The sequence below is a fragment of the Streptomyces sp. NPDC000941 genome (assembly GCF_053599555.1).
On record NZ_JBSFMM010000207.1, the window covers coordinates 1 to 19649 of the forward strand.

Below are 19649 nucleotides of genomic sequence, written 5' to 3' on the forward strand. Positions count from 1 at the left end.
GGCCCGCCGGGCCACCACGGCCGCGGCGGCGTCCAGGGTGAGGGCGCCCGCGCCGTACGCCGCGGCGATCTCGCCCAGGCTGTGGCCGACCACCGCGTCGGGTACGACCCCCAGGGAGCGCCAGGCGGCGACCAGCGCGGCGTTGACCGCGAACAGCACCGGCTGGAGGACATCCGTCCTCTCCAGGCCGGGTGCGCCTTCCTCGCCGCGCAGCACCGCGAGCACCGACCAGCCGGTGTGGCGGGCGATCGCCTCGTCGCAGCGGGACAGCTCCTCCCGGTACGCGGCCGAGCCGGCCATCAGCTCCACGCCCATGCCCGGCCACTGTCCGCCGTGTCCGGGGAAGACGAACGCCACCTTGCCCTCGGGCGCGGCCCCCGACGGCGACAGCGACACGTCTGCCCGCGTGTCCCCCCTCGCCACCGCGTCGAGTCCGGCCAGCAGTTCGCCCCGGTCACCGGCCGGCACCGCCGCGCGCCGCTCGAAGTGGCTGCGGTGGCGGGCCAGCGTATGGGCGATGTCCGGCAGTACGGACGCGAGGCCGTCGGCCGGGAGCGCGGCCAGGTGTTCGGCGAGCCGGGCGGCCTGGCCGCGCAGGGCGGTGTCGCTGCGCGCGGACACCACGAACAGCCCACGCTCCGGGGAGCCTTGGGCCTGCGGGATCGGTGCCTGATGTGGCGCTTCCTCCACGACCACATGGACGTTGGTGCCGCTGATCCCGAACGCGCTGACCCCGGCGCGCCGCATCCGCGCACCCGACGGCCAGGCCACCTGCTCGCGCAGCAGCCGCAGCCCGCTGCTGTCCCAGTCCACATGGCGGGTGGGCCGGGTGGCGTGCAGGGTGCGCGGCAGCGTCTGGTGGCGCAGCGCCAGCACCACCTTGATCAGACCGGCGATACCCGAAGCCGCCTGGAGATGGCCGAGGTTCGACTTGAGCGAGCCCACGTACAGCGGGCGGCCCTGCGGGCGGGAGGCGCCGAACACCTCCGACAGGGCGCCCGCCTCGATCGGGTCGCCCAGTGTGGTGCCGGTGCCGTGCGCCTCCACGTAGTCGATGTCCGCGGGCGCGAGCCCGGACAGCTCCAGGGCCCGGCGTACGACCCGCTCCTGGGCCGGGCCGTTGGGCGCGGAGAGGCCCTGGCTGCGGCCGTCCTGGTTGACCGCGGTGCCGCGCAGCATGGCGAGCACTTCGTCGCCGTCGCGCCGCGCGTCGCCCAGCCGCTTGAGCACCACCATCCCCGCGCCCTCGGCCCAGACCGCGCCGTCGGCGTCGTCGGAGAACGACCGGCACCGGCCGGTCGGGGACAGCCCCCGCAACCGGCTGAACTCCACGAACGTCTGCGGCGTGACCATCAACGTCACCCCGCCGGTCAGCGCCAGATCGCATTCGCCGGAGCGCAGCGCCTGCGCGGCCAGATACACCGCGGCGAGCGAGGAGGAACACGCGGTGTCCACGGTCAGGGCCGGGCCGTGCAGCCCCAGGGCGTAGGCGAGCCGGCCCGAGGCCACGCTGAGCGCCGTCCCGGTGCCGACATGGCCGTCCAACTGGTCGAGCCGGGACCCGGCCAGGTAGTCGCTGCCGAACATGCCGACGTACACGCCGGTCGTGCTGCCCGCGAGCTCGGCCGGTACGATCCCGGCGCGCTCCAGCGCCTCCCACGCCGTCTCCAGCAGCAGCCGCTGCTGCGGGTCCATCGCTGCGGCCTCGCGCGGGGTGATCTCGAAGAAGCCCGCGTCGAAGGCGTCGATGTCCTGGAGGAAACCGCCCTCCCGGGCGTACGTCTTGCCCGGGGCCTCCGGATCGGGGTCGTACAGCGACGCGACGTCCCAACGGTCCGCCGGGAACGGGCCGATCGCGTCGCGGCCCTCGGCAAGCAGCTCCCACAGCGCCTCGGGGCCGGCGACGCCACCCGGCAGCCGGCAGGCCATGGAGACCACGGCGATCGGCTCGTCGGACCCGCCACGCGCCGCCGGGGCGCCGGGCGCGGGCCGCTTCGCCGTACGGTCGGCCGACGCGAACACGGTGTTCAGCAGATGGTCCGCGAGCCGGGCCGTCGTCGGATGGTCGAACAACACGGTGGCCGCCAGCCGGGAGCCGAGCCGGGCACCGATCCGGTTGCGCAGCTCGACGGCCATGAGTGAGTCCATGCCCAGCTCGCGCAGCGGCTGATCGGGGCGGATGGCGTCCGGTGAACGCAGCCCCAGGACCCGGGCCGCCTCCTCGCGGATCAGGGAGCGCACCCGTTCGGCCTGCTCGGTCTCCGGGAGGCGGGCGAGCCGGTCCGCCAGGGCGGCGCGGCCCCGGGCGGCCTCTGGCGCGGGCAGCAGCGTGCGCCACAGCGCCGCCGCCGGGCCGCCGTCATGGGTGAAGGTGTCGCGCAGCCGCGACCGGTCCAGGGCCCAGGCGACCAGATGCGGAGCGCGGTGCGACAGCGAGAGCTCGACCAGCTCACACGCCTGATCGGGGGTCAGCGCGCGATAGCCGGACCGGGCCATCCGCTCCAGATCCGCGTGTTCGGCGGCGAGCCCGGCGCCCGACCAGGGACCGAAGGATACGGAGACGCCGGGCAGCCCCAATGCCCGCCTGTGGTGAGCCAGTTGATCGAGGAAGGCATTGGCGGCCGCGTAGTTGCTCTGCCCGGCGTTTCCCACCACCCCGGCGGCCGAGGACACCAGCAGGAACAGGTCGAGCGGCGTGTCGGCGGTGAGCCGGTGGAGGTTGACCGCGCCCGCCACCTTCGGGCGCAGCACCTCCGCGAACCGCTCGGGCGTCTGCTCGGCGAGCACCCCGTCGGCCAGCAGCCCCGCGCAGTGGACGACACCGCGCAGCGGCAGTTCACGGCCACCGGCTATGTGGCCGAGCACCTTGGCGAGCGCTGTCTCGTCGGCAATATCGCATGCCACCACGTCGACCGCGGCGCCGAGCGCGGACAGCTCCGCGGTGACCTCGGCGCAGCGCGGGTCGTCGGGGCCCCGCCGGGAGGTCAGAACCAGCCGCGGAACGCCACTCTTCGCCAGCCACCGCGCGATATGCCCACCCACCGCGCCCAGGCCACCGGTGACCAGGACCGTGCCGTTCGTGAGTACCACCGTGGCGCGGCCGCCCAACTCCGGGGCGCGGGCGCGTACGAGGCGTGGCGCGAGCAACTGGCCGCTACGGAGGGCGAGCTCGGGCTCGTCGGGCTCGGCCACGGCGGCGGGCAGGGCGGGCCAGGGTCCGGGGCCGTCGAGGTCGACCAGGCGCAGTCCGAGCTCCGGGTGTTCGGTGCGGGCGCTGCGGGCCAGGCCCCACAGCGCCGACTGGGCCAGGCCCGGCACCGTATCGCCGCCGTCGGCCGCCACCGCGCCATGGGTCACCCAGACGACCTGTGACGGCGCCCGGTTCCGTGGAAGAGCGAGGAGGGCACGTAGCTCGGCAAGCCCGGCAGCCGTCAACTCCTCGGTAACGGTGTCCGGTTCGGCTTCCGTGCCGACGGTCGGCCAGAGCCTGATCAGCGTGTCGGTGCCGGCCGGCACCGCGTCCACCGTGTCGGCCGTACGCAGCCCGGTCCCGGCAGGGTCGAGGCTGCTCAGGGCCGCCGCCACTTGCTCGTGCGAAGTGGCGAGCAAGGCCCAGCCATCGCCCCGCTCGGACTCGGTGGCCACGGCCGTCCACGCCACCTCGTACAGATGCCGAGCGCTCTCGGCGGCGCCCCGCAGCTCCGCCGGGTCGGCGGCGCGCAGCCGTACGCCCTCCAGACGCCCCACCGGAAGGCCATCCGGGTCCCACAGCACCACGTCCAGCGTGATATCCGTCCCCGTGCCGCCGGTGCGCCGCACCGACGCGATGAGGTCGGTCGCGTTGCCAGGCGGCAGTTCGCACCGGTCGACGGCGACCGGGAGCAGCACCCGGCCGGAGGTGTCGAACGCGGCGGCCACTTGCAACGCGGCGTCCAGCAGGGCCGGATGGACCGGATACGGATCCGCCACATCGCGGGCGTGCGACGGGAGCGACAGCCGGGCCAGCAGCTCCCCGTCGCCGGTGCGCACCGCCGACCGTACGCCCTGGAACGCCGGGCCGTAGCCGAGGCCCGCCTCGGCGAGACGCGCATATGTGTCCGGGCCCCAGCACGGCTCGGCCGCCTCCGGCCATACCGGAGGCGGGCCGAAGGCCCCGGTGGCGGGCTCGCCGGCCGACGCGGTGGCGTGCAGGGTCCACCCCTCGGCCCCGGACTCCGGCCCGCGCGGCCGGCTGTGCACGAACACCTCCGGCACCGCTTGCGGGTCCGCGGCCACGACCTCGACGGACACCTCCACCGTGCCGGAGGCGGGCAGCGTCAGCGGCGCGAGCAGCAGCAGGTCGGCCACATCGGCCGTACGGTCGGGGCGGGCCACGGCCAGCGCGGCCCGGCACAGCTCCGCCAGGGTGGTCCCCGAGACCACGACCTGCCCGAACACCAGGTGGTCGGGCAGCCATTCCGCCGTGGTGCGGGACCATTCGCCGCGGAACGTCCAGCGCGTCGCGTCCGGCGACTGCAGCTGGACGCCGAGCAGCGGATGTCCGGCGCGGGGGAGCAGGCCCCAGGCGTCGGCCGAGGAGTCGGGCTCGGTCCAGTAGCGCTGCGGATCCCATGCGTACGTCGGCAACTCGGCCCACGCGCCATCGGCGACCAGCCGCGACCAGTCGATCTCCCGCCCGTGGACATGCAGTTCGGCCGCCGCCCGGTCCAGACACGTGGGCCCGTCCTCGTCGCGCCGCAGGGAACCGACGGCGACCAGGTCGCCTCCGGTGTCCTCGGCGACCGTCCGCAGGGCGGTGAGCAGCGACGGATGCGGGCTGAGCTCGACGAAGTACCGGTAACCGTCGGCCATCATGCGCTCCACGGTGGCGGCGAAGCGGACCGGCTCGCGCAGATTGCGGTACCAGTAGTCGACCTCCAACTCCTCGCCGACCGGCCCGCCGAACACCGTCGAATACCACGCCACGGACGCCGGGTACGTGACGATGCCGTCGAGTTCGGACAGGATCGCCTCGCGTACGGGCTCGACCTGCGCGCTGTGCGACGCGTAGTCGACACCGAGCCGCCGGGTGAACACCTGCTCCCACTCCAGGCCGGCCAGCAGCGACTCCAACGGCGCCACATCCCCGGCCACCACCGTCGACCTGCCGCTGTTGACGGCCGCGACGGACACTTTCCCGGCCAGCTCCGCAAGGCGGGCCTCGACTTCTTCGGACGGCAGGGCCACCACGGCCATGGCGCCCGCCCCCACCACACCGGTCAGCGCCCGGCTGCGCAGCGCCACCACGGCCGCCGCGTCGTGCAGACTTAAAGTCCCGGCGACACAGGCCGCGGCGACCTCGCCCTGGCTGTGCCCCACCACCGCGTCCGGCCGCACCCCGCGGGCCCGCCACACCGCCGCCAGGGACACCATGACGGCGAACAGCACCGGCTGGACGACATCGACCCGCTCCAGCGGAGGTGCCTGCGCGTCGCCGCGCAGCACGGCCGTGACCGACCAGTCCGTGTACGGGCGCAGGGCGGCGTCACAGCGGTCGAGCTCGTCCGCGAACAGCGCGGAGCGGGCCAGCAGATCACGGGCCATCCCGGCCCACTGCGCGCCCTGGCCGGGGAACACAAAGGCCAGCTTCCCCGGCGGAAGCGTCTCCCGCGCCTCCACGACCAGGTTCTCGTCGGCCTGCCCCGACGCCAGGCCGCGCAACCCGCTCAGCAGCTCGTCGCGGTGGCGCGCGACGACGACGGCGCGCCGCTCGAAGTGCGTACGGTGATGCGCCAGCGTCGCGACGACGGCCGACAGGGGCGGGCCCGGTTCGGCCGCCGTCAGGGCGTCGAGGAGCCGGCCGGCCTGTCCGCGCAGCGCGGACAGGCCGCGGGCCGACAGCGGGAACAGCGTTGCCTCGGGCCGCTCACCGCCAGTGTTGTCCCGCCGAGACGGCGCGGACGGCGCGGACGGCACGGCGGACGGCGTCAGGTCCTCGGGCGCCTCCTCGATCACCACATGCGCGTTGGTCCCGCTGATCCCGAACGCGCTCACCCCGGCTCGGCGCACCCGCTCGCCGCGCGGCCACGCCCGCGCATGTCCTGCCACCTCCAGACCGCCGCCCGCCCAGTCGATCCGCTCGGTCGGGTGCTCGGCGTACAGCGACGCCGGAAGCAGCTCATGCCGCAGGGCCAGCACCATCTTGATGACGCCGGCGATCCCCGCCGCGGCCTGCGCGTGGCCGATGTTCGACTTCATGGACCCCACGCCCAGCGGCCGGTCGGCCGGGCGGCCGGGGCCGAAGACGGAGGCCAGCGCGCGGCCCTCGATGGGGTCGCCGAGCCGGGTGCCGGTGCCGTGCGCCTCCACGTGGTCCACGTCGTGCGGTTCCAGGCCCGCCGCGGCCAGGGCGGCGCGTACGACCCGCTCCTGCGCCGGGCCACTGGGGGCGCTCAGCCCCTGGCTGCGGCCGTCCTGGTTGATCGCCGAGCCCTTGACGACCGCGAGGACCCGGTCGCCGTCCCGGCGCGCGTCGGCCAGCCGCTTGAGCAGCACCAGGCCGCAGCCCTCGGCCCACACCACGCCGTCCGCGTCGTTCGAGAACGGCCGGCACCGCCCGGTGGGCGACAGCCCGCGGAGCCTGCTGAACTCGACGTGGCCGCGCGGGGTGACCATCAGCGTGACGCCGCCGGCCAGGGCGAGGTCGCATTCGCCGGCCGCCAGCGCCCGCGCGGCCAGGTGCAGGGCGACCAGCGAGGAGGAGCAGGCGGTGTCGACCGTCACGGCCGGGCCGCGCAGATCCAGTGCGTAGGCGAGCCGGCCGGAGGCGACGCTCGCCGCCGCGCCCGTGCCGACGTGCCCGTCCAGCCGGCCGAGCCCGGCCGAGGCCAGATAACCGCTGTCGTACAGGCCCAGATAGACACCGGTGGAGCTGCCGCTCAGCGCCCTGGGAACCATCCCGGCCCGCTCGATCGCCTCCCAGCCGGTCTGCAGCAGCAGCCGCTGCTGCGGGTCCATCGCGGCCGCCTCGCGCGGCGCGATGCCGAAGAACGAGGCGTCGAAGCGGTCGATGCCGGTGAGGAACCCGCCGCGCAGGGTGTACGCCTTGCCGGTGGCCTCCGGGTCCGGGTCGTACAGCGCCTGGGTGTTCCAACGGCCCGCGGGGACCTCGCCGATGACGTCCTCACCCGCGGCCAGGAGCCGCCACAGCCCTTCCGGGTCGTCGGCGCCCCCGGGGAAGCGGCAGGCCATCGAGATGATCGCGATGTCGCCCACGGAGGACGCACCGGACACACCGGACGGGCCGGACCCGACGGATACGGGGGACACGCCGGGCGTACGGGCGGGGCCGGCGCTGGACAGCGCTGCGGCGACCGAGAAGATGGTGGGGTGGTCGTAGAGGAGGGACGGATCCAGCTCACGGCCGACCTGCTCGGACAGGCCCACGGCCAGCGCCACCAGATCGCGCGACCCCAGGCCGAATTCGGCGATCGGCCGCTCGATCTCGACCCGCAGCGGATCGAGCCCGGCTCGGTCGGCGACGGCTCGCACCAGCCACGCCTGGACGGCCTCGGCGGAGGCCTCGGTGAACTTCCGTGTGGACATGGGCTAGCCGACGACGGTGTCGGGGGTGCCGACGACGGACAGCGTCCCCTCTAGATACGCGGTCCGGGAGGCGCGGCGCTGGATCTTGCCGCTGGACGTCTTGGGGATGGTGCCGGGGCTGACCAGGACGACGTCCCGCACCGACAGGCCGTGGGCCTCGCCGATCGTGCTGCGGATCAGCGCGGTGATCTTGTCGAATTCCGGCGCGGCCTCCGGCGCCGCCTCCGCGACGACGACCGGCTGCTCACCCAGCCCCCCGTCCTCGACGGAGAACGCGGCGGTGCAGCCGGGCCGGAGCGCGGGGTGGGACATCTCGGCCGACAACTCCAGGTCCTGGGGGTAGTGGTTGCGCCCGTCGATCACCATCAGGTCCTTGATCCGGCCGGTGATGAACAGCTCCCCGTCCCGCAGGAATCCCAGGTCGCCCGTCCGCAGAAAACCGCTCCTGCCGTCCTTCAGCGACGCCCGGAACACCTCGCGGGTCGCGAGAGTGTTGCGCCAGTAGCCGCGGGCGACGCTCTCCCCGGCGACCCAGATCTCGCCGACCTCGCCTTCGGGGCACTCCTCCAGGCGTTCGGCGTCGGCGATCAGTACCGTCATACCGGGGCCCGGCCGGCCGCAGCCGACCAGTTCCGCGTCCGCCGTCCCGGGTCGCGAACCGAGCGAACCGATATCGGACCTGCTGACCAGCGTCGGCGGCGCGCCCACCGAACTGCCGCTCACCATCAGGGTCGCCTCCGCGAGCCCGTAGCATGGGAGGAAGGCCTCACGCCGGAAGCCGGCGGCGGCGAAGGTGTCGCAGAACCGCCGCAGCGTCGCGGCCCGTACCGGCTCGGCGCCGTTGAACGCCACCCGCCACGGCTCCAGGTCGAGACGGTCCATGAGCTCGGGCGTGGCATGCCGCAGACACAGCTCGTAAGCGAAGTTGGGCGCCCCGCTGGTGTGCGGGCGGTACCGCGAGATGGCGGTCAACCAGCGCTCGGGCCGTTGCAGGAAATGCAGCGGGGAGAAGAGGGTGGACGTCCCGCCCAGGTAAAGGGTGTTGAGCACGGGGGCGATGAGTCCCATGTCGTGATACACCGGCAGCCAGCTGACGAAGAGCTCCCCGCCGCACTCGGCGATCGCGTCGGGGCTGTGCCCGAACCCCTCCGTGAGGACCCGCTGGTTGTCCATCAGATTGCCATGCGTCACGGCCACGCCGCGCGGAGCCGAGGTCGAGCCGGATGTGTACTGGAGAAAGGCGACCGAATCCGGCCTGATTTCCGTAGCCTGCCAGGAATTCTCCGCCTCGTCGGGTATTTCCTCGGTGATGACGCAGACGATGTCGGCCAGTTGGGGAAAGTCCTCCGCCATGCCGGCCAGGGACTCGATGACCTGCCGACCGCCCAGGATCACCTTGACATCCGCGTCGGCGATCAGACGCTTCATCCTGGTCAGGGCCCGGTGGTTCTGCCTGCGCCCCTGCGCCGGCACGCCCGGCACCGCGATGACCCCGGCCGAGAGACACCCCATATAGCCGCAGATGAATTCGGCGCCGGGCGGATACAGCAGCAGCGCACGGGAACCGGCGAGACCGCGCTCCTGAAGCCAGGCGCCGATGGCCCGGGAACGCCGGCCCAGCCGCCCGTACGACAATTCCTGAATCTCCCCGTCGCAGTCTCCTGTGGCGAGATAGCGATAGGCGATTCGGTCGGGTTGGCGCGACTCATGAGTAAGCATCATGTCGACCAGCGAGTCAGGCATGGGCATCAGAGTACGGTCGGGTGACCCTGACAAAACGGGGCAGTCCCACGGAGTGGACGTCGAATGTACAACCGACACCGCCGCGATAGCGGCGGCCTGAGCAAGTTACTTTGTCCCCGTCCGGCGACGAGAAAGGTGCCGTTGAGATTCATGTCTGGTCCCCAACTGGTCCGGTTGTCCGGCCCACCGCTGATCGAACCGGTGACGCCGCTGGTCACGGCCGAGCTGCCCACCCGGGCGACGGCGTTGGTCGTGCTCCCCGACGGTGACACCTGCGTGGCCGCCACCGACTACGGTCTGTTCGTCGTGTCCTTGCCCACCGGCGATGTGGTCAAAGTGAAGCCGGAGGAAGCGGTCGCGCGTCTGTCGCTGACCGCCGACGGCCTTCTGGTGACCGCCGATAAGTTTGACCTCCTGGTTTGGGATCCCGCCAGCTGGACGGTGATCCGGAGACTGGCATACGAAGGCAGGGCGCTCACTGATGTCGCCGCGACGGACGAATTCGTGGTCGCGGGCGGCTGGGACGGTGCATGGGTGTGGAACACCAACACCGGCGAGCGCCGACACGCGCTCGCCACCGGTGAGGTGATGGCGGTCGCGATAACCGCCGACGGCAGGCACGCACTGAGTCAGCTGGCGAGCCCTGCCCGCTTTGCCATGACCAGGAGATCCGGACGGCTGCGCTGGTGCATGGTCCAGAGGACGCGCAGGACCTCCCGGGCCATGGGGTGGATCTCCGCCATCTGCGGGGCGATGCGGAATGCGTACTTCAACGCGTCCTCCGTGCCGGTGAGATCCTTCGTTGCCAGACGGGCGCGGGCGGCGTCGATCGCCAGTCGACCGATCCGAGATGGCTTGAGGCCGGCAGGAGGTTCTTTCAGTAGGGGACCCGCTACCTCAGCCGCCTTGTCCGGTGCGTTCAGCTCAATCTGTGCGGCCAGTTCATAGAGGGCTGTGTTACCCGGGCCGAACGTCAGATTGTGCTGAAGCAGGTCAGGGCCCTTGATCCGCTCGGCCAGTGCTCTTGCCTTGCGGACGTGGTCCGCGGTGGTGTTTGCGTCCTCGTGTCGGGACGCCAGGACGATGCCGCGGAGATGGAGCGATCCGAGGTGGACGATGTGCTCCAGGCCGTCACCGGGAGCGGACTCGTAGCGCACGATGGCCCGTTCAACGATGGCAAGGCCGTCTGCGTACTCGCCGGCTGACTGGTACGTTCCGGCCTCGTTCCATGCGGCAGCCGCTTCGGCGCTGGGGTTCCATGTCTGCTGTGCCGCCCACGTCTGCCGTGAGACGATCATGTCTGCCAGGTCAGGCTGGCGGAATCGGTGAGCCACGGCGTAGGCGCAGCTGTAGACGTCGGCCACCTGGCCCCACGCCACGGCGTCGCCACCGGACGCCATGGCGGTTGCGGTGGCCTGCCCGAGCAGCCGCGGCAGCTTCTGGAGCAGCGACAGGTAGTCGGTGTCTGCCCGCAACTGGGCAGCTTCTTTCAGAGAGGCAGCCAGTACGGCCGGGGGCGGAACATCCTCTCTGGGCAAGGTGTGTCGACGGACGACGGTACGGAGATCGTTCATCAGCTCATGCTGCTTGGAGGGGTCGGCGAAGGGATCGCCGTAGATCCTCGCAGTCGTCACATGCAAGGCGGACGCCGCGGCAGCAACGAGGGGAGGAGTCGCCGGACGCAGACCAGTTTCGATCTTGCTCAGGTACGAAAGCGAGATGTCCATGTGACGCGCAAGCTTCGCTTGGCCAATTCCGCGAACCTTCCGCAGAACCCCGATGTTCTCGCCCGCTGACGGTGCGCTCTGCATGATCCCACCATCCCATGCGCAAGGGCGTTCGTCCTTGCGTACAACCAGATCTGACGATCCGTTGTGCCAGGTTTGTGCTAACTGATCATGGCCCGTCGGTAGTTGCCTAGGTGCAGACGGTAACGACGACAAGCCGGGGAGTGACCAGTGGCAGAGGATGCGGCGGACAGCGTGACTGTCGCCTTCATCTACGACCGTGAGGCGACGGCGCAGACGGGCAGTGTGAATGAGCGAATCGCGAAGTGTCGGGACTACGCGGCCAGGATGAAATGGGACGTCGCCGGTCAGTGGATTGACCGCGGCGATGCCGCCCTGACGGACCGTCGACCCAACTGGCGCGGCATGGTTGCTGCGATGGAGGCGCAAGGGCAAGGCCGCAGTCTCGTCTGCCTCGTTGCCGACTGGGGTCGTATCAGCCATATTGGCGCAGCGAGCGCGCGTCTTCGGCAGCTGGTCAGCGAGGCCGGTGGAGTCTGCGTCACCGTCGACGGTGAGAACGACTCGGGGAAGGGCGCCGGGCGTGGACGGCTCGGCTCACCGCCTCCGCCGTACGGCCGAGCGATTGACGACGCCAGCAAGCTCTTGCGAAGGCGCGGACAGGTGGTGGCGCCCGGCGTGACACTTGTACCGCACGAGTCATGAACGACGACCTGACGGTGCCGTCGAGGACCGATGACTGTCGGACCCGCCCGGGGGCGGACGGTGGGGCATCGGTGAGGTCATCGTCAGCTACCAGTGCCCCACCACACCAGAATCCCTGCCCGAGGTCGGCGGCGGCTTCACCGGCCGGGTGATCGGCATGTACGTCACCGAAGGCAGCGCCGCCTTCGACTGGTTCGACTACCGGTCGACCGCCGCCGACACCGACTGACCAGGTCTGTTACGACGCCTTGCCACGGGCCCGGCCGCGGCGGCGCAGTAGGAGCAGCCCGCCCGCGAGGGCGGCGACCCCGCCGGCCGCGGCGACCCCGACCAGCTCACCCGAGCCGGTGGCCGCCAGGTCGCCTCGGCCGCCCTGCGGCCGGGCCGAGGAGGGCGCGGCGGAGGACGACGCGGCGGAGGCGGAAGGGGAGGAGGAAGGGGCCGGAGTCGAGGTGCGGTCCCGGGTGAAGCACAGGGTGCCGAAGCCGAGTTGGTCGTAGCCGCCGCTGTTGGGGCCGTAGTCGCCGCCACCGCCCTCCGGGGCGGCCTTGGCGGCGATCCGGGTGATATACGGCGCCGGCCGGCCCCGGCGCTTGGTGTAGTGGTTGGCGATCATGGCCCAGACGGGCCTGACCATCGCCGGGTCGGCGTCCGCGGCCCTGGTGACGGTCTCCGTCCCCGACCAGACGCCGGGCGCGCCCTTCCGTCGGCTGTAGGGGGTGAAGGGGACATCCCCGCCCAGGCTCCACTCGGCGACGTACTCGGCGCCCTTGAGGAAGCGGCTGTCGTCGTATCCGTACAGGTCGATGCCCTGGTTCCAGGCCATCTCGCAGACGGTGCCCATCAGCCCGACGCCGAGCAGGGCGTGCCCCTGGTCGCGGCCCGCCTCGACCCATTCGGCGAGGCCGTCGGAGTGTATGACGGGGATGGCGTTCTTGATCGAGCCCATGCCCTCGCCGTGCTTGAAGTAGCTCACCGCACGGTTGACCGTGGCGCGGTCGTCGCACAGGATGCCCGTGGCCAGCACGCAGGCCATGGCCGTCAGATCCCAGTTGGCCCAGTAGTTGGTGATGTACGCGCCGTTGTGGCGGCTGAGGAAGTCCTCGCTGAGCGCGCAGAACACCTCGCGGACCGTGGTCTGGCAGCGGGCCAGCTCGAACCCCTCGTAGCCGCGCATCAGCTCGGCGGCGTTGGCGAACTGGTAGCCGTACAGGCCCGCCGCGAGAAACCGGTCGGCGGAGCCGTCCAGCCCGGTCAACTTGGCCGACCAGGCGTTGAGGACATCGCGGGCGGTGTCCGCGTGCGCGGTGTCGCCGGTGATGTGCCAGCGCAGGGCGTTCTGATAGGCGGCGTGGATGTCGTTGTAGAGGGTGCGGTAGTTCTCCGGCGAGCCCGAACCCCGGTAGACGGTCGGCTGCGGATTGGCCTTCCAGCCCGCCCCCGCGTGGGGGTTGGCGGTCAGCCGGGCGAAGCCCGCCTTGTAGGGGGCGGCCCCCGCCTTCACTTTGGCGGCCATCCGGTCGAGGTCCGCCCGGGTGTGCAGCATCCCCGGGTGCGCGAAGGCCCCGGCCGCCGAGGCCTGGCCCGCCGCACCGACGACCGTACCGATGCCTCCGGCACCCGCCGCGGCCCCGGCGATCTTCAAGATGTTCCTGCGGCTGATGTCTGCTGCCACTGCTGTGCTCCTCGGGTTCGGATCCGTACGCACAGGAGACGCGGCGCGGCGCGGGCGATAACAGAAAATCGGTGAGCCGAGGAAATCCGCCGGGTCAGAACACGGGCATCGCCGTCAGGGCACCGCCGCGCAGCCGAAGTCCATGGTGTCGGAGGTCCACAGCCGGGTGCCGCGCCTCGCGTCCAGAGCCAGCGTGCCGTCGTCCGTGAGCAGGACCACCGCGGAGCCCACGATCTGCGGGGCTTCGCGGAGGCTGATCTCAGGTGTCTCCCGCCGCCACGCCGCGTCCGGTGGCACGTTGGCGGCGCGCGCGGTGGGGCTCGGCCCGGTGTCAGGGCCCGGGCCCGAACCGCCACCCGACGACCGCCACGACCACGCGGCGTACCCCGCGCCCGCGAGCGCCAGCGCGCCCCCGCCGGCCAGGGCCAGCGCCATCCGCCGTGACGGGCGCCGTAGCCGGGCGTCGGACGCCAGGGCGGGCTCGGCGGACTCGGCGGGCTCAGGGGATTCGGCGGGCGCGGACAGGCGCCGCGGCTCGATCTCGTACGCCTCGACGCAGCGCCGGGCGATGTCCGCGAGCAGGACCTCCGGCAGATGATCTGCGAACTGCCCATCGCCGTCGTGCAGTTGGGCACGCAACTCGTCCGTGCCCGGGCGCCGCGCCGGATCCTTGGCGAGGCAGCGCCGCAGCACCGGCCGCAGCCCGTCCGGGACCGCGGTCAGCTCCGGCTCCCCGTACCGCACCCGGTAGAGCAGATCGGCCGGCTGCCCGCTGCCGAACGGCCCGGCGCCGGTCGCCGCGAAGACCAGCACCCCCGCCAGCGCGAACACATCACCGGCCGGTGTGTGTTCGCCGCCGGTGGCCTGCTCGGGCGACATGAAGGCCGGGGTGCCCGCGGCCCGGCCGGTACGGGTCAGCCGGTCGTCGCCGATGGCGCGCGCGATGCCGAAGTCGATGACTTTCGGGCCGAAGGCGGTGAGCAGGATGTTGGAGGGCTTCAGATCGCGGTGGACGACGTCCGAGGCGTGCAACCGGCCCAGCGCCTCGCACAGCGCGGCACCCAGCGGCCGTACGCACCGCTCCGGCAGCGGGCCGCACAGCGCGACCGCCTCGTCCAGCGGCGGGCCCAGCACATACTCGGTCGCCAGCCAGGGGGTGTCGGCCAGCGGGTCGGCGTCGACGACCGCGGCCCCGTACTCCCCGCCGATGACGCGGGCCGCGTCCGTCTCCAGCCGGAAGCGGGCGCGGAATTCGGTGTCCGCCGCCGTCCTGGCGTGCATGGTCTTCAGCGCGACCGTGCGGCCGCCGGACGAGCGGCCCAGGTAGACCACGCCCATGCCGCCGGCGCCGAGCCGGGCGATGAGCCGGTACGGGCCCAGGGCCCGCGGATCGTCGTGGGTGAGGGGAGAGGCCATGGTCATCAGTCCACTGGAAGCGCGTACAGGACACGTTCGTTCCGCACCAGGGCCACGCCCGCGCCGCAACCGACGACATTTCCGGTGAACCCCTTCTCCTCGCCCGCGCCCACCGCGGTGAAGCGCCACAGCAGCGTGCCGTCGTCCGCGGCGTAGGCGTCGACCGAGCTCACGGTGGAGGCGAGCACGGTGCGGCCGGAGCCACTGATCGAGGTGACGGGGTACGGCAGGCTGGCCTTGACGGAAACGCCGTTGTCACGCTGCCACTTCAGGCCGCCGTCGGCCGCGTCCAGGGCATAGGTGCGGGCGAGCGAGTCGGTCACATACAGGTGGGCGCCATGGCGCAGCGCGCGGCCGAACAGACCGGTCTTCGAGCCGAACGTCCAGGCGTGCTCGCCGCCGCGCATCCGAAACGCGCGCAGGTCCCCGGCGAGGGTGACCACCAGCAGGTCCTCGGGGGTGCCGATGTAGACGGGCGGCTCCTTGCCGTCGGGCACACCACGGTACTTCTGGGTCCACAGCTTCCGGCCGCGGCGCCGGTCGACGGCGGTGTAGCCGCCGTCCCCGTCCGACAGCAGCAGGAACTCCCGCTGCAGCAGCGCCTTTCCCCTGCCCGGCGTCCCGGTGGGGAGGGCCCAGCGCTGTTCGCGCGCCTTGATGTCGTACCCGACGACCCGACCCCAGTCCTGTGCAGCCCGGCTGTCCTTCGCGGCCCGGCCGGTTCGGGAGGCGGTGAACCAGAACGTGTCGCCGGACAGCGCGAGCGGCGCCTCGAAGGCGTACGCACCGCCCGGTGCGTAGTCGGCGGCCGACCACTCCACCGCGCCGGTGCGCGCGGAGACGGCCTTGAACGTGTCGCCGGGGATCAGGACCAGCCCGCCGCCGAGGTCGTACATGTCCCCGCGCACCGGGTGGTCGTCCAGGGTCCAGAGCCTTTCGCCGGTGCGCAGATCGATGCCCACCACGCCGCGGCCGGCGGACTGGACGACGACTTGGTCCCGCCAGATGAGTGGCGGACTCCCCTTGGCGCGATCGCCGACCCGGGCCGGGAGTTCGGCGCGCCACAACGGCTTCGGCGCGACGCCCGGAAAGCGGGTACGGCGGGGCTTCGGCCGCGCCCGGTCCTCGTCACCGGAGGCGGCGAAAGCGGCGACGCCCCCCAGGACCAGCCCGGCGACGGCCGCCGAAGCACCCACCAGGAGCGTACGGCGACCGGTGGCAGAGGCGACAGGGGCGGTCGGGTCGGTCGCGGCGGGCCCGGGGGTGGCGGTGGGCGGCTCGGCTGCGGCGGCCTCCGCCTCCGCTTCGGCCTCTGCGACCCGGACCGCGGCTTGTTGTCGGTCGATCGCCGAGGTGACGGACGACGGCAGCCAGCCGGGCGCGGGTGGCGGGGCCAGCTCGGCGGCCAACTCGTCCGCCCGGGGCCGCAGCCCGGGGTCAGGCGCGTACGCGGCGGTGATGGCGCGGCGCAGTGACTCGGGCAGCGCCTCCGGCGCCGGCTGTGGGTGGCCGGTGGCCGCGTACGCGAGGACGGTGCCCAGCGCGAAGACGTCCCCCGGCGGCTGTGGCCACCCGTCCGCCGACTGCTCCGGCGGCAGGCCGACCGCCGCCCACCCGGTGCGCCGCGGGTCGGATGTCGCCGCCCGTGCGGCGCCGTAGCCGAGCAGCCGGGGGCCGTCGGCCGTGAGCAGGACGGTGGCCGGGGAAATCCCGGCGTGCACCAACCCGTTGGCGTGCGCGCTCGCCAACGCCAGGGCGAGCGCCGCGCCGAGCGCGCGCACGGTCGGCTCCGGCAGCCGGCCCCCGGCGGCGGCGAGCGCCTGTGGCAGCGGCAGGGCCGGAACGTAGCCGGTGGCGACCCAGGGGAGTCCGGGCCCGTCGGGGGCGACATCCACCACGGGCGGTACGGCGGGGCCGGTCAGCCGCCGCGAGTTCGCGGCCTCCGAACGGAATCGGACGCGGAACGCCGTGTCCTGCGCGAGAGCGGCGGGTGGCACCGCCAGAACGACGGCGTGGCAGGGGGCCGTGAGACCCACCGCCAGGCAGAACCGCGTGTGGTCCGCGTCCCAGTGTGAACCGGCGATGACACGATACGGGCCGACGCGTTGGCGCGGCTCCATCCATCCCCCTCGGTCGCCCGCGGATCTCCCTGCCATGGGGAGCTTAGGGGACGGTCCTGGTGCTGGATTCATCGGCCGGGTCACTCCACCGGCAGCGCGTACACGGACTTGTGGCTGAGTACGATCGCGACCCCGCCGCCGAAGGCGAGCAGCTTCCCCGGGCCCGAGCCGAGTCCGCCGGATGCGCCGCTGACGTCCGAGAACCGCCACAGGAACGCGCCGTCCGCGGCCCGGAAGGCCACGGTCTCGGTCGAGTTGACCGCCAGCACCGTCTTGCCGGACGGCGTCACCAAGGTCTGGATGTCCGCCAGCAGTTCGACCGTCAGGAGCTCGGGGTCGCTGTGCCACACCACCTCGCCCGTCCTCGCGTCCACCGCGGTGACGGCGGACTTGCCGTCCGCCACGTAGACCCTGCCACCGCGGACGGCAGGGTTGCCGAACGCCGCGGCGTCCGACCGGAGTCGCGCGGTCCATTGCTTTTTGCCGTCGGGGAGGCCGAGGGCCCGCAGGGTGCCCTGGCCGTCGGTGACGAGGGCGCTGCCCGGCGTGAGGGGAGTCACGTCGGTGTCGAGCGTGACGCCGTCGTATGTCCTCGTCCACAGTCGGCGGCCGTCGCGACGGCCGAGGGCGACAAAGCGCTTGGCGTCCGTCCGCTCCCTGCCCTGCCCCTCGCCGATTGCCTCGGGTATCACCGAGGCGTCCCCCAGCGACAGCGGGCTCACCAGCCATCGCTTGCCGGGGTCCACCGGGGTGGCGGTGAAGCGCTCGGGGAGCGGGCTGCGCCACCGCTCCCGCCGGGCACCGACCTCGTACGCGACGACGGATGTGGTCTTCCGCACCAGGTCCTCGCCCCGGCTGGTGACGGTGAACCAGACGACACCGGCGCGGACGTCGAGCACCTGCTTCAGCTCGCCGCCCCTGCTCTCGTCCTCGTACTTCGCCTCCCGCCAGCGCATCTTCCCGCTCCGCGCGGACAGGAAGCTGGACGGACCCACGCCGGGGATCATGATCAGTCCGTTGCCGACATCGACGGCGGGGCCCGCCGCCACGCTGTCCGCGGTCCACAGCCGCTTGCCGGTGCGCAGGGACAGGCCGAAGACCTGGGCGCCGGCGGCCAGCACCACGATCTCGTCGCGCCAGACGACGGGGCCGGCAAACGACGCGTCGTTCACGCGGTACTCCCACAGCGGAACCGGCGGGACGCCACGGATCGCCCGGGGACGCCGCGCGGGCTGTTTGTCGTCCCCGAGGCCCATGGCGGTGACGGCCCCGAAGCCGAGCGCCCCGCCCGCCACTCCGGCCGTGGCGCCCGTGAGCAGCGTCCGCCGGGACGGGCGACGGCCGATACCGGTGGCCGGGGGCGCGGTGTCGGCGGGTGCGGGCGCGGTGTCGGCGGTGTGCAGCGGCCCGGGCGGTGGGCCGGGCGGTGCGGCGGGCTCCGGCGGGCGGGCCGCCGCGGGCTGAGCGGCAGGGGTGGGCTGCGTCGATGGGGCGGCCTGCGCGGCCGGGGTCGGGGCGGCTGAGGCGGACTGCGCGGCCGGGGGGTCGGTGGCCACGGACCGGGCGGGTCCGGCGCTCGGCCCGGTGTCGACCGCGCCCTCAGTGCCCTCCGCGCCTTCTGCGTCCTCTGCGCCCTCCGCCTCCGCGGCCAGCACCCGTGCCGCCTGCCCGGCCATCGCCGCGATCACCCGCCCCGGCAGCCAGCCCGGCCCCAGCAGGCTCGCGGCCCCGCCCGCGCCGCCGTCCAGGACGGTGGCCGTCGGCCCGCCGCCAGGCAGCGTCGCCAACTCGCCCGCGGGGGCGTGCGCATCGCTCGTGGCACCCCGTATCAGCTGCGCCAAGAGCGCGGCCGCGCTCGGCCGGTCCGCCGGGTCCGGGGCCAGGCAGGCCGTGATGGCTTCGCGCAGCGGCTCCGGCAGTTCACCGGGTGGGGCGGCCAGACGCCCGGTCGCCGCGTACGAGAGGACCGCCCCCAGCGCGTACATGTCTCCCGGCGGACGCGGGCGGCCACCGGTCAGCTGCTCCGGTGCCGTGCACTCGGCCACCAACCCCGGGAGCCCGGAGCGGTCCTGACCGTCCGGCGCCACCACGCGGACCGCGCCGAACCCCGTGATCCGCGGCTGGCCACCGACCAGCACCGCCCACGGCGTCAGCCCCGCGTGTGCGAGGCCCGCCGTGTGCAGCTGTGCGAGGGCTTCCGCGACGGCCGCGCCCAGCGCGCGGACGGTGCGCTCCGGAAGCGGCCCACCGTACGCCACCAGCGCTTCGGGCAGCGGCAGCCCTGGCCGGTACGGGCAGGCGTGCCAGACGGGCCGCTCCCGCTCCCCGGAAACCTCCGTGGCGGGCGCCGGCCATCCGACGCGACCGGCCGGCCCCCGCGCCCGCTCGGCCTCCGCCCGGAAGCGGGCCGCGTAGGCCGTGTCCTGGTCGAACTCCGCCAGGGGAATGGTGAGTTGGACCGTGAGGTCGCCACTTACGGGCCGGGCGATGTATCTGCGTTCAACAGCGGGGACGTCGTCCAGGGCCGCTTCCAGACGGCCGATGAGCACAAAGGGGCCCACATGGCGCGGGTCGTCATGGCGCAGGGGTTCCATCCCACTCCCGTGTGTGGCATACGAAGCATCAGGAGGCTATCGGCTTCGCACGGTCCCGGGGCCC

General features: G+C 73.1%; 8 protein-coding genes. 1 reads left to right on the forward strand and 7 read right to left on the reverse strand.

Annotated features, from left to right (window positions below):
* The 3 genes from ACWDSL_RS42150 to ACWDSL_RS42160 form a co-directional block, all read right to left on the reverse strand.
* Positions 1-7584 (reverse strand): SDR family NAD(P)-dependent oxidoreductase (locus ACWDSL_RS42150; protein ID WP_450493556.1); only part of this gene is annotated, 7584 nt, incomplete at its 3' end.
* A 3-nt stretch (positions 7585-7587) separates the two neighbouring features.
* Positions 7588-9327 (reverse strand): fatty acyl-AMP ligase, encoded by a 1740-nt coding sequence (locus ACWDSL_RS42155; RefSeq protein WP_450493558.1) that lies wholly within the window; start codon positions 9325-9327, stop codon positions 7588-7590.
* Positions 9328-9956: 629 nt separating this feature from the next.
* The gene (locus ACWDSL_RS42160) at positions 9957-11138 is read right to left on the reverse strand and encodes a helix-turn-helix domain-containing protein (protein ID WP_450493560.1); all 1182 of its coding nucleotides are present in this window, start codon (positions 11136-11138) and stop codon (positions 9957-9959) included.
* A gap of 147 nt (positions 11139-11285) precedes the next feature.
* On the opposite strand from ACWDSL_RS42160, the gene ACWDSL_RS42165 reads away from it, so the two are divergent.
* A complete protein-coding gene (locus ACWDSL_RS42165) occupies positions 11286-11780 on the forward strand; it encodes a recombinase family protein (RefSeq protein WP_450493561.1) in 495 nt (164 codons plus the stop codon).
* A gap of 238 nt (positions 11781-12018) precedes the next feature.
* Here ACWDSL_RS42165 and ACWDSL_RS42170 read toward each other — a convergent pair whose 3' ends face one another.
* The 4 genes from ACWDSL_RS42170 to ACWDSL_RS42185 all read right to left on the reverse strand — a co-directional run bounded on the left by ACWDSL_RS42170 (position 12019) and on the right by ACWDSL_RS42185 (position 19585).
* Entirely contained in the window at positions 12019-13455 is a 1437-nt protein-coding gene (locus ACWDSL_RS42170) for an alginate lyase family protein (protein WP_450493562.1), read from the reverse strand.
* A gap of 114 nt (positions 13456-13569) precedes the next feature.
* Entirely contained in the window at positions 13570-14871 is a 1302-nt protein-coding gene (locus ACWDSL_RS42175; protein WP_450493564.1) for a serine/threonine-protein kinase, read from the reverse strand.
* Positions 14872-14876: 5 nt separating this feature from the next.
* Complete coding sequence (locus ACWDSL_RS42180; RefSeq protein WP_450493566.1) at positions 14877-16991, reverse strand: outer membrane protein assembly factor BamB family protein; 2115 nt, start codon at positions 16989-16991, stop codon at positions 14877-14879.
* Between the two features lie 80 nt (positions 16992-17071).
* Positions 17072-19585 (reverse strand): outer membrane protein assembly factor BamB family protein, encoded by a 2514-nt coding sequence (locus ACWDSL_RS42185; protein ID WP_450493568.1) that lies wholly within the window; start codon positions 19583-19585, stop codon positions 17072-17074.
* Positions 19586-19649 lie beyond the last annotated feature (64 nt).

What these genes read in the sequence shown, in the direction of transcription:
- ACWDSL_RS42155 (WP_450493558.1), bottom strand. Translation starts at nt 9,327, where the DNA reads ATGCCTGACTCGCTGGTCGACATGATGCTTACTCATGAGTCGCGCCAA.
- ACWDSL_RS42160 (WP_450493560.1), bottom strand. Translation starts at nt 11,138, where the DNA reads ATGCAGAGCGCACCGTCAGCGGGCGAGAACATCGGGGTTCTGCGGAAG.
- ACWDSL_RS42175 (WP_450493564.1), bottom strand. Translation starts at nt 14,871, where the DNA reads ATGGCCTCTCCCCTCACCCACGACGATCCGCGGGCCCTGGGCCCGTAC.
- ACWDSL_RS42180 (WP_450493566.1), bottom strand. Translation starts at nt 16,991, where the DNA reads ATGGAGCCGCGCCAACGCGTCGGCCCGTATCGTGTCATCGCCGGTTCA.
- ACWDSL_RS42185 (WP_450493568.1), bottom strand. Translation starts at nt 19,585, where the DNA reads ATGGAACCCCTGCGCCATGACGACCCGCGCCATGTGGGCCCCTTTGTG.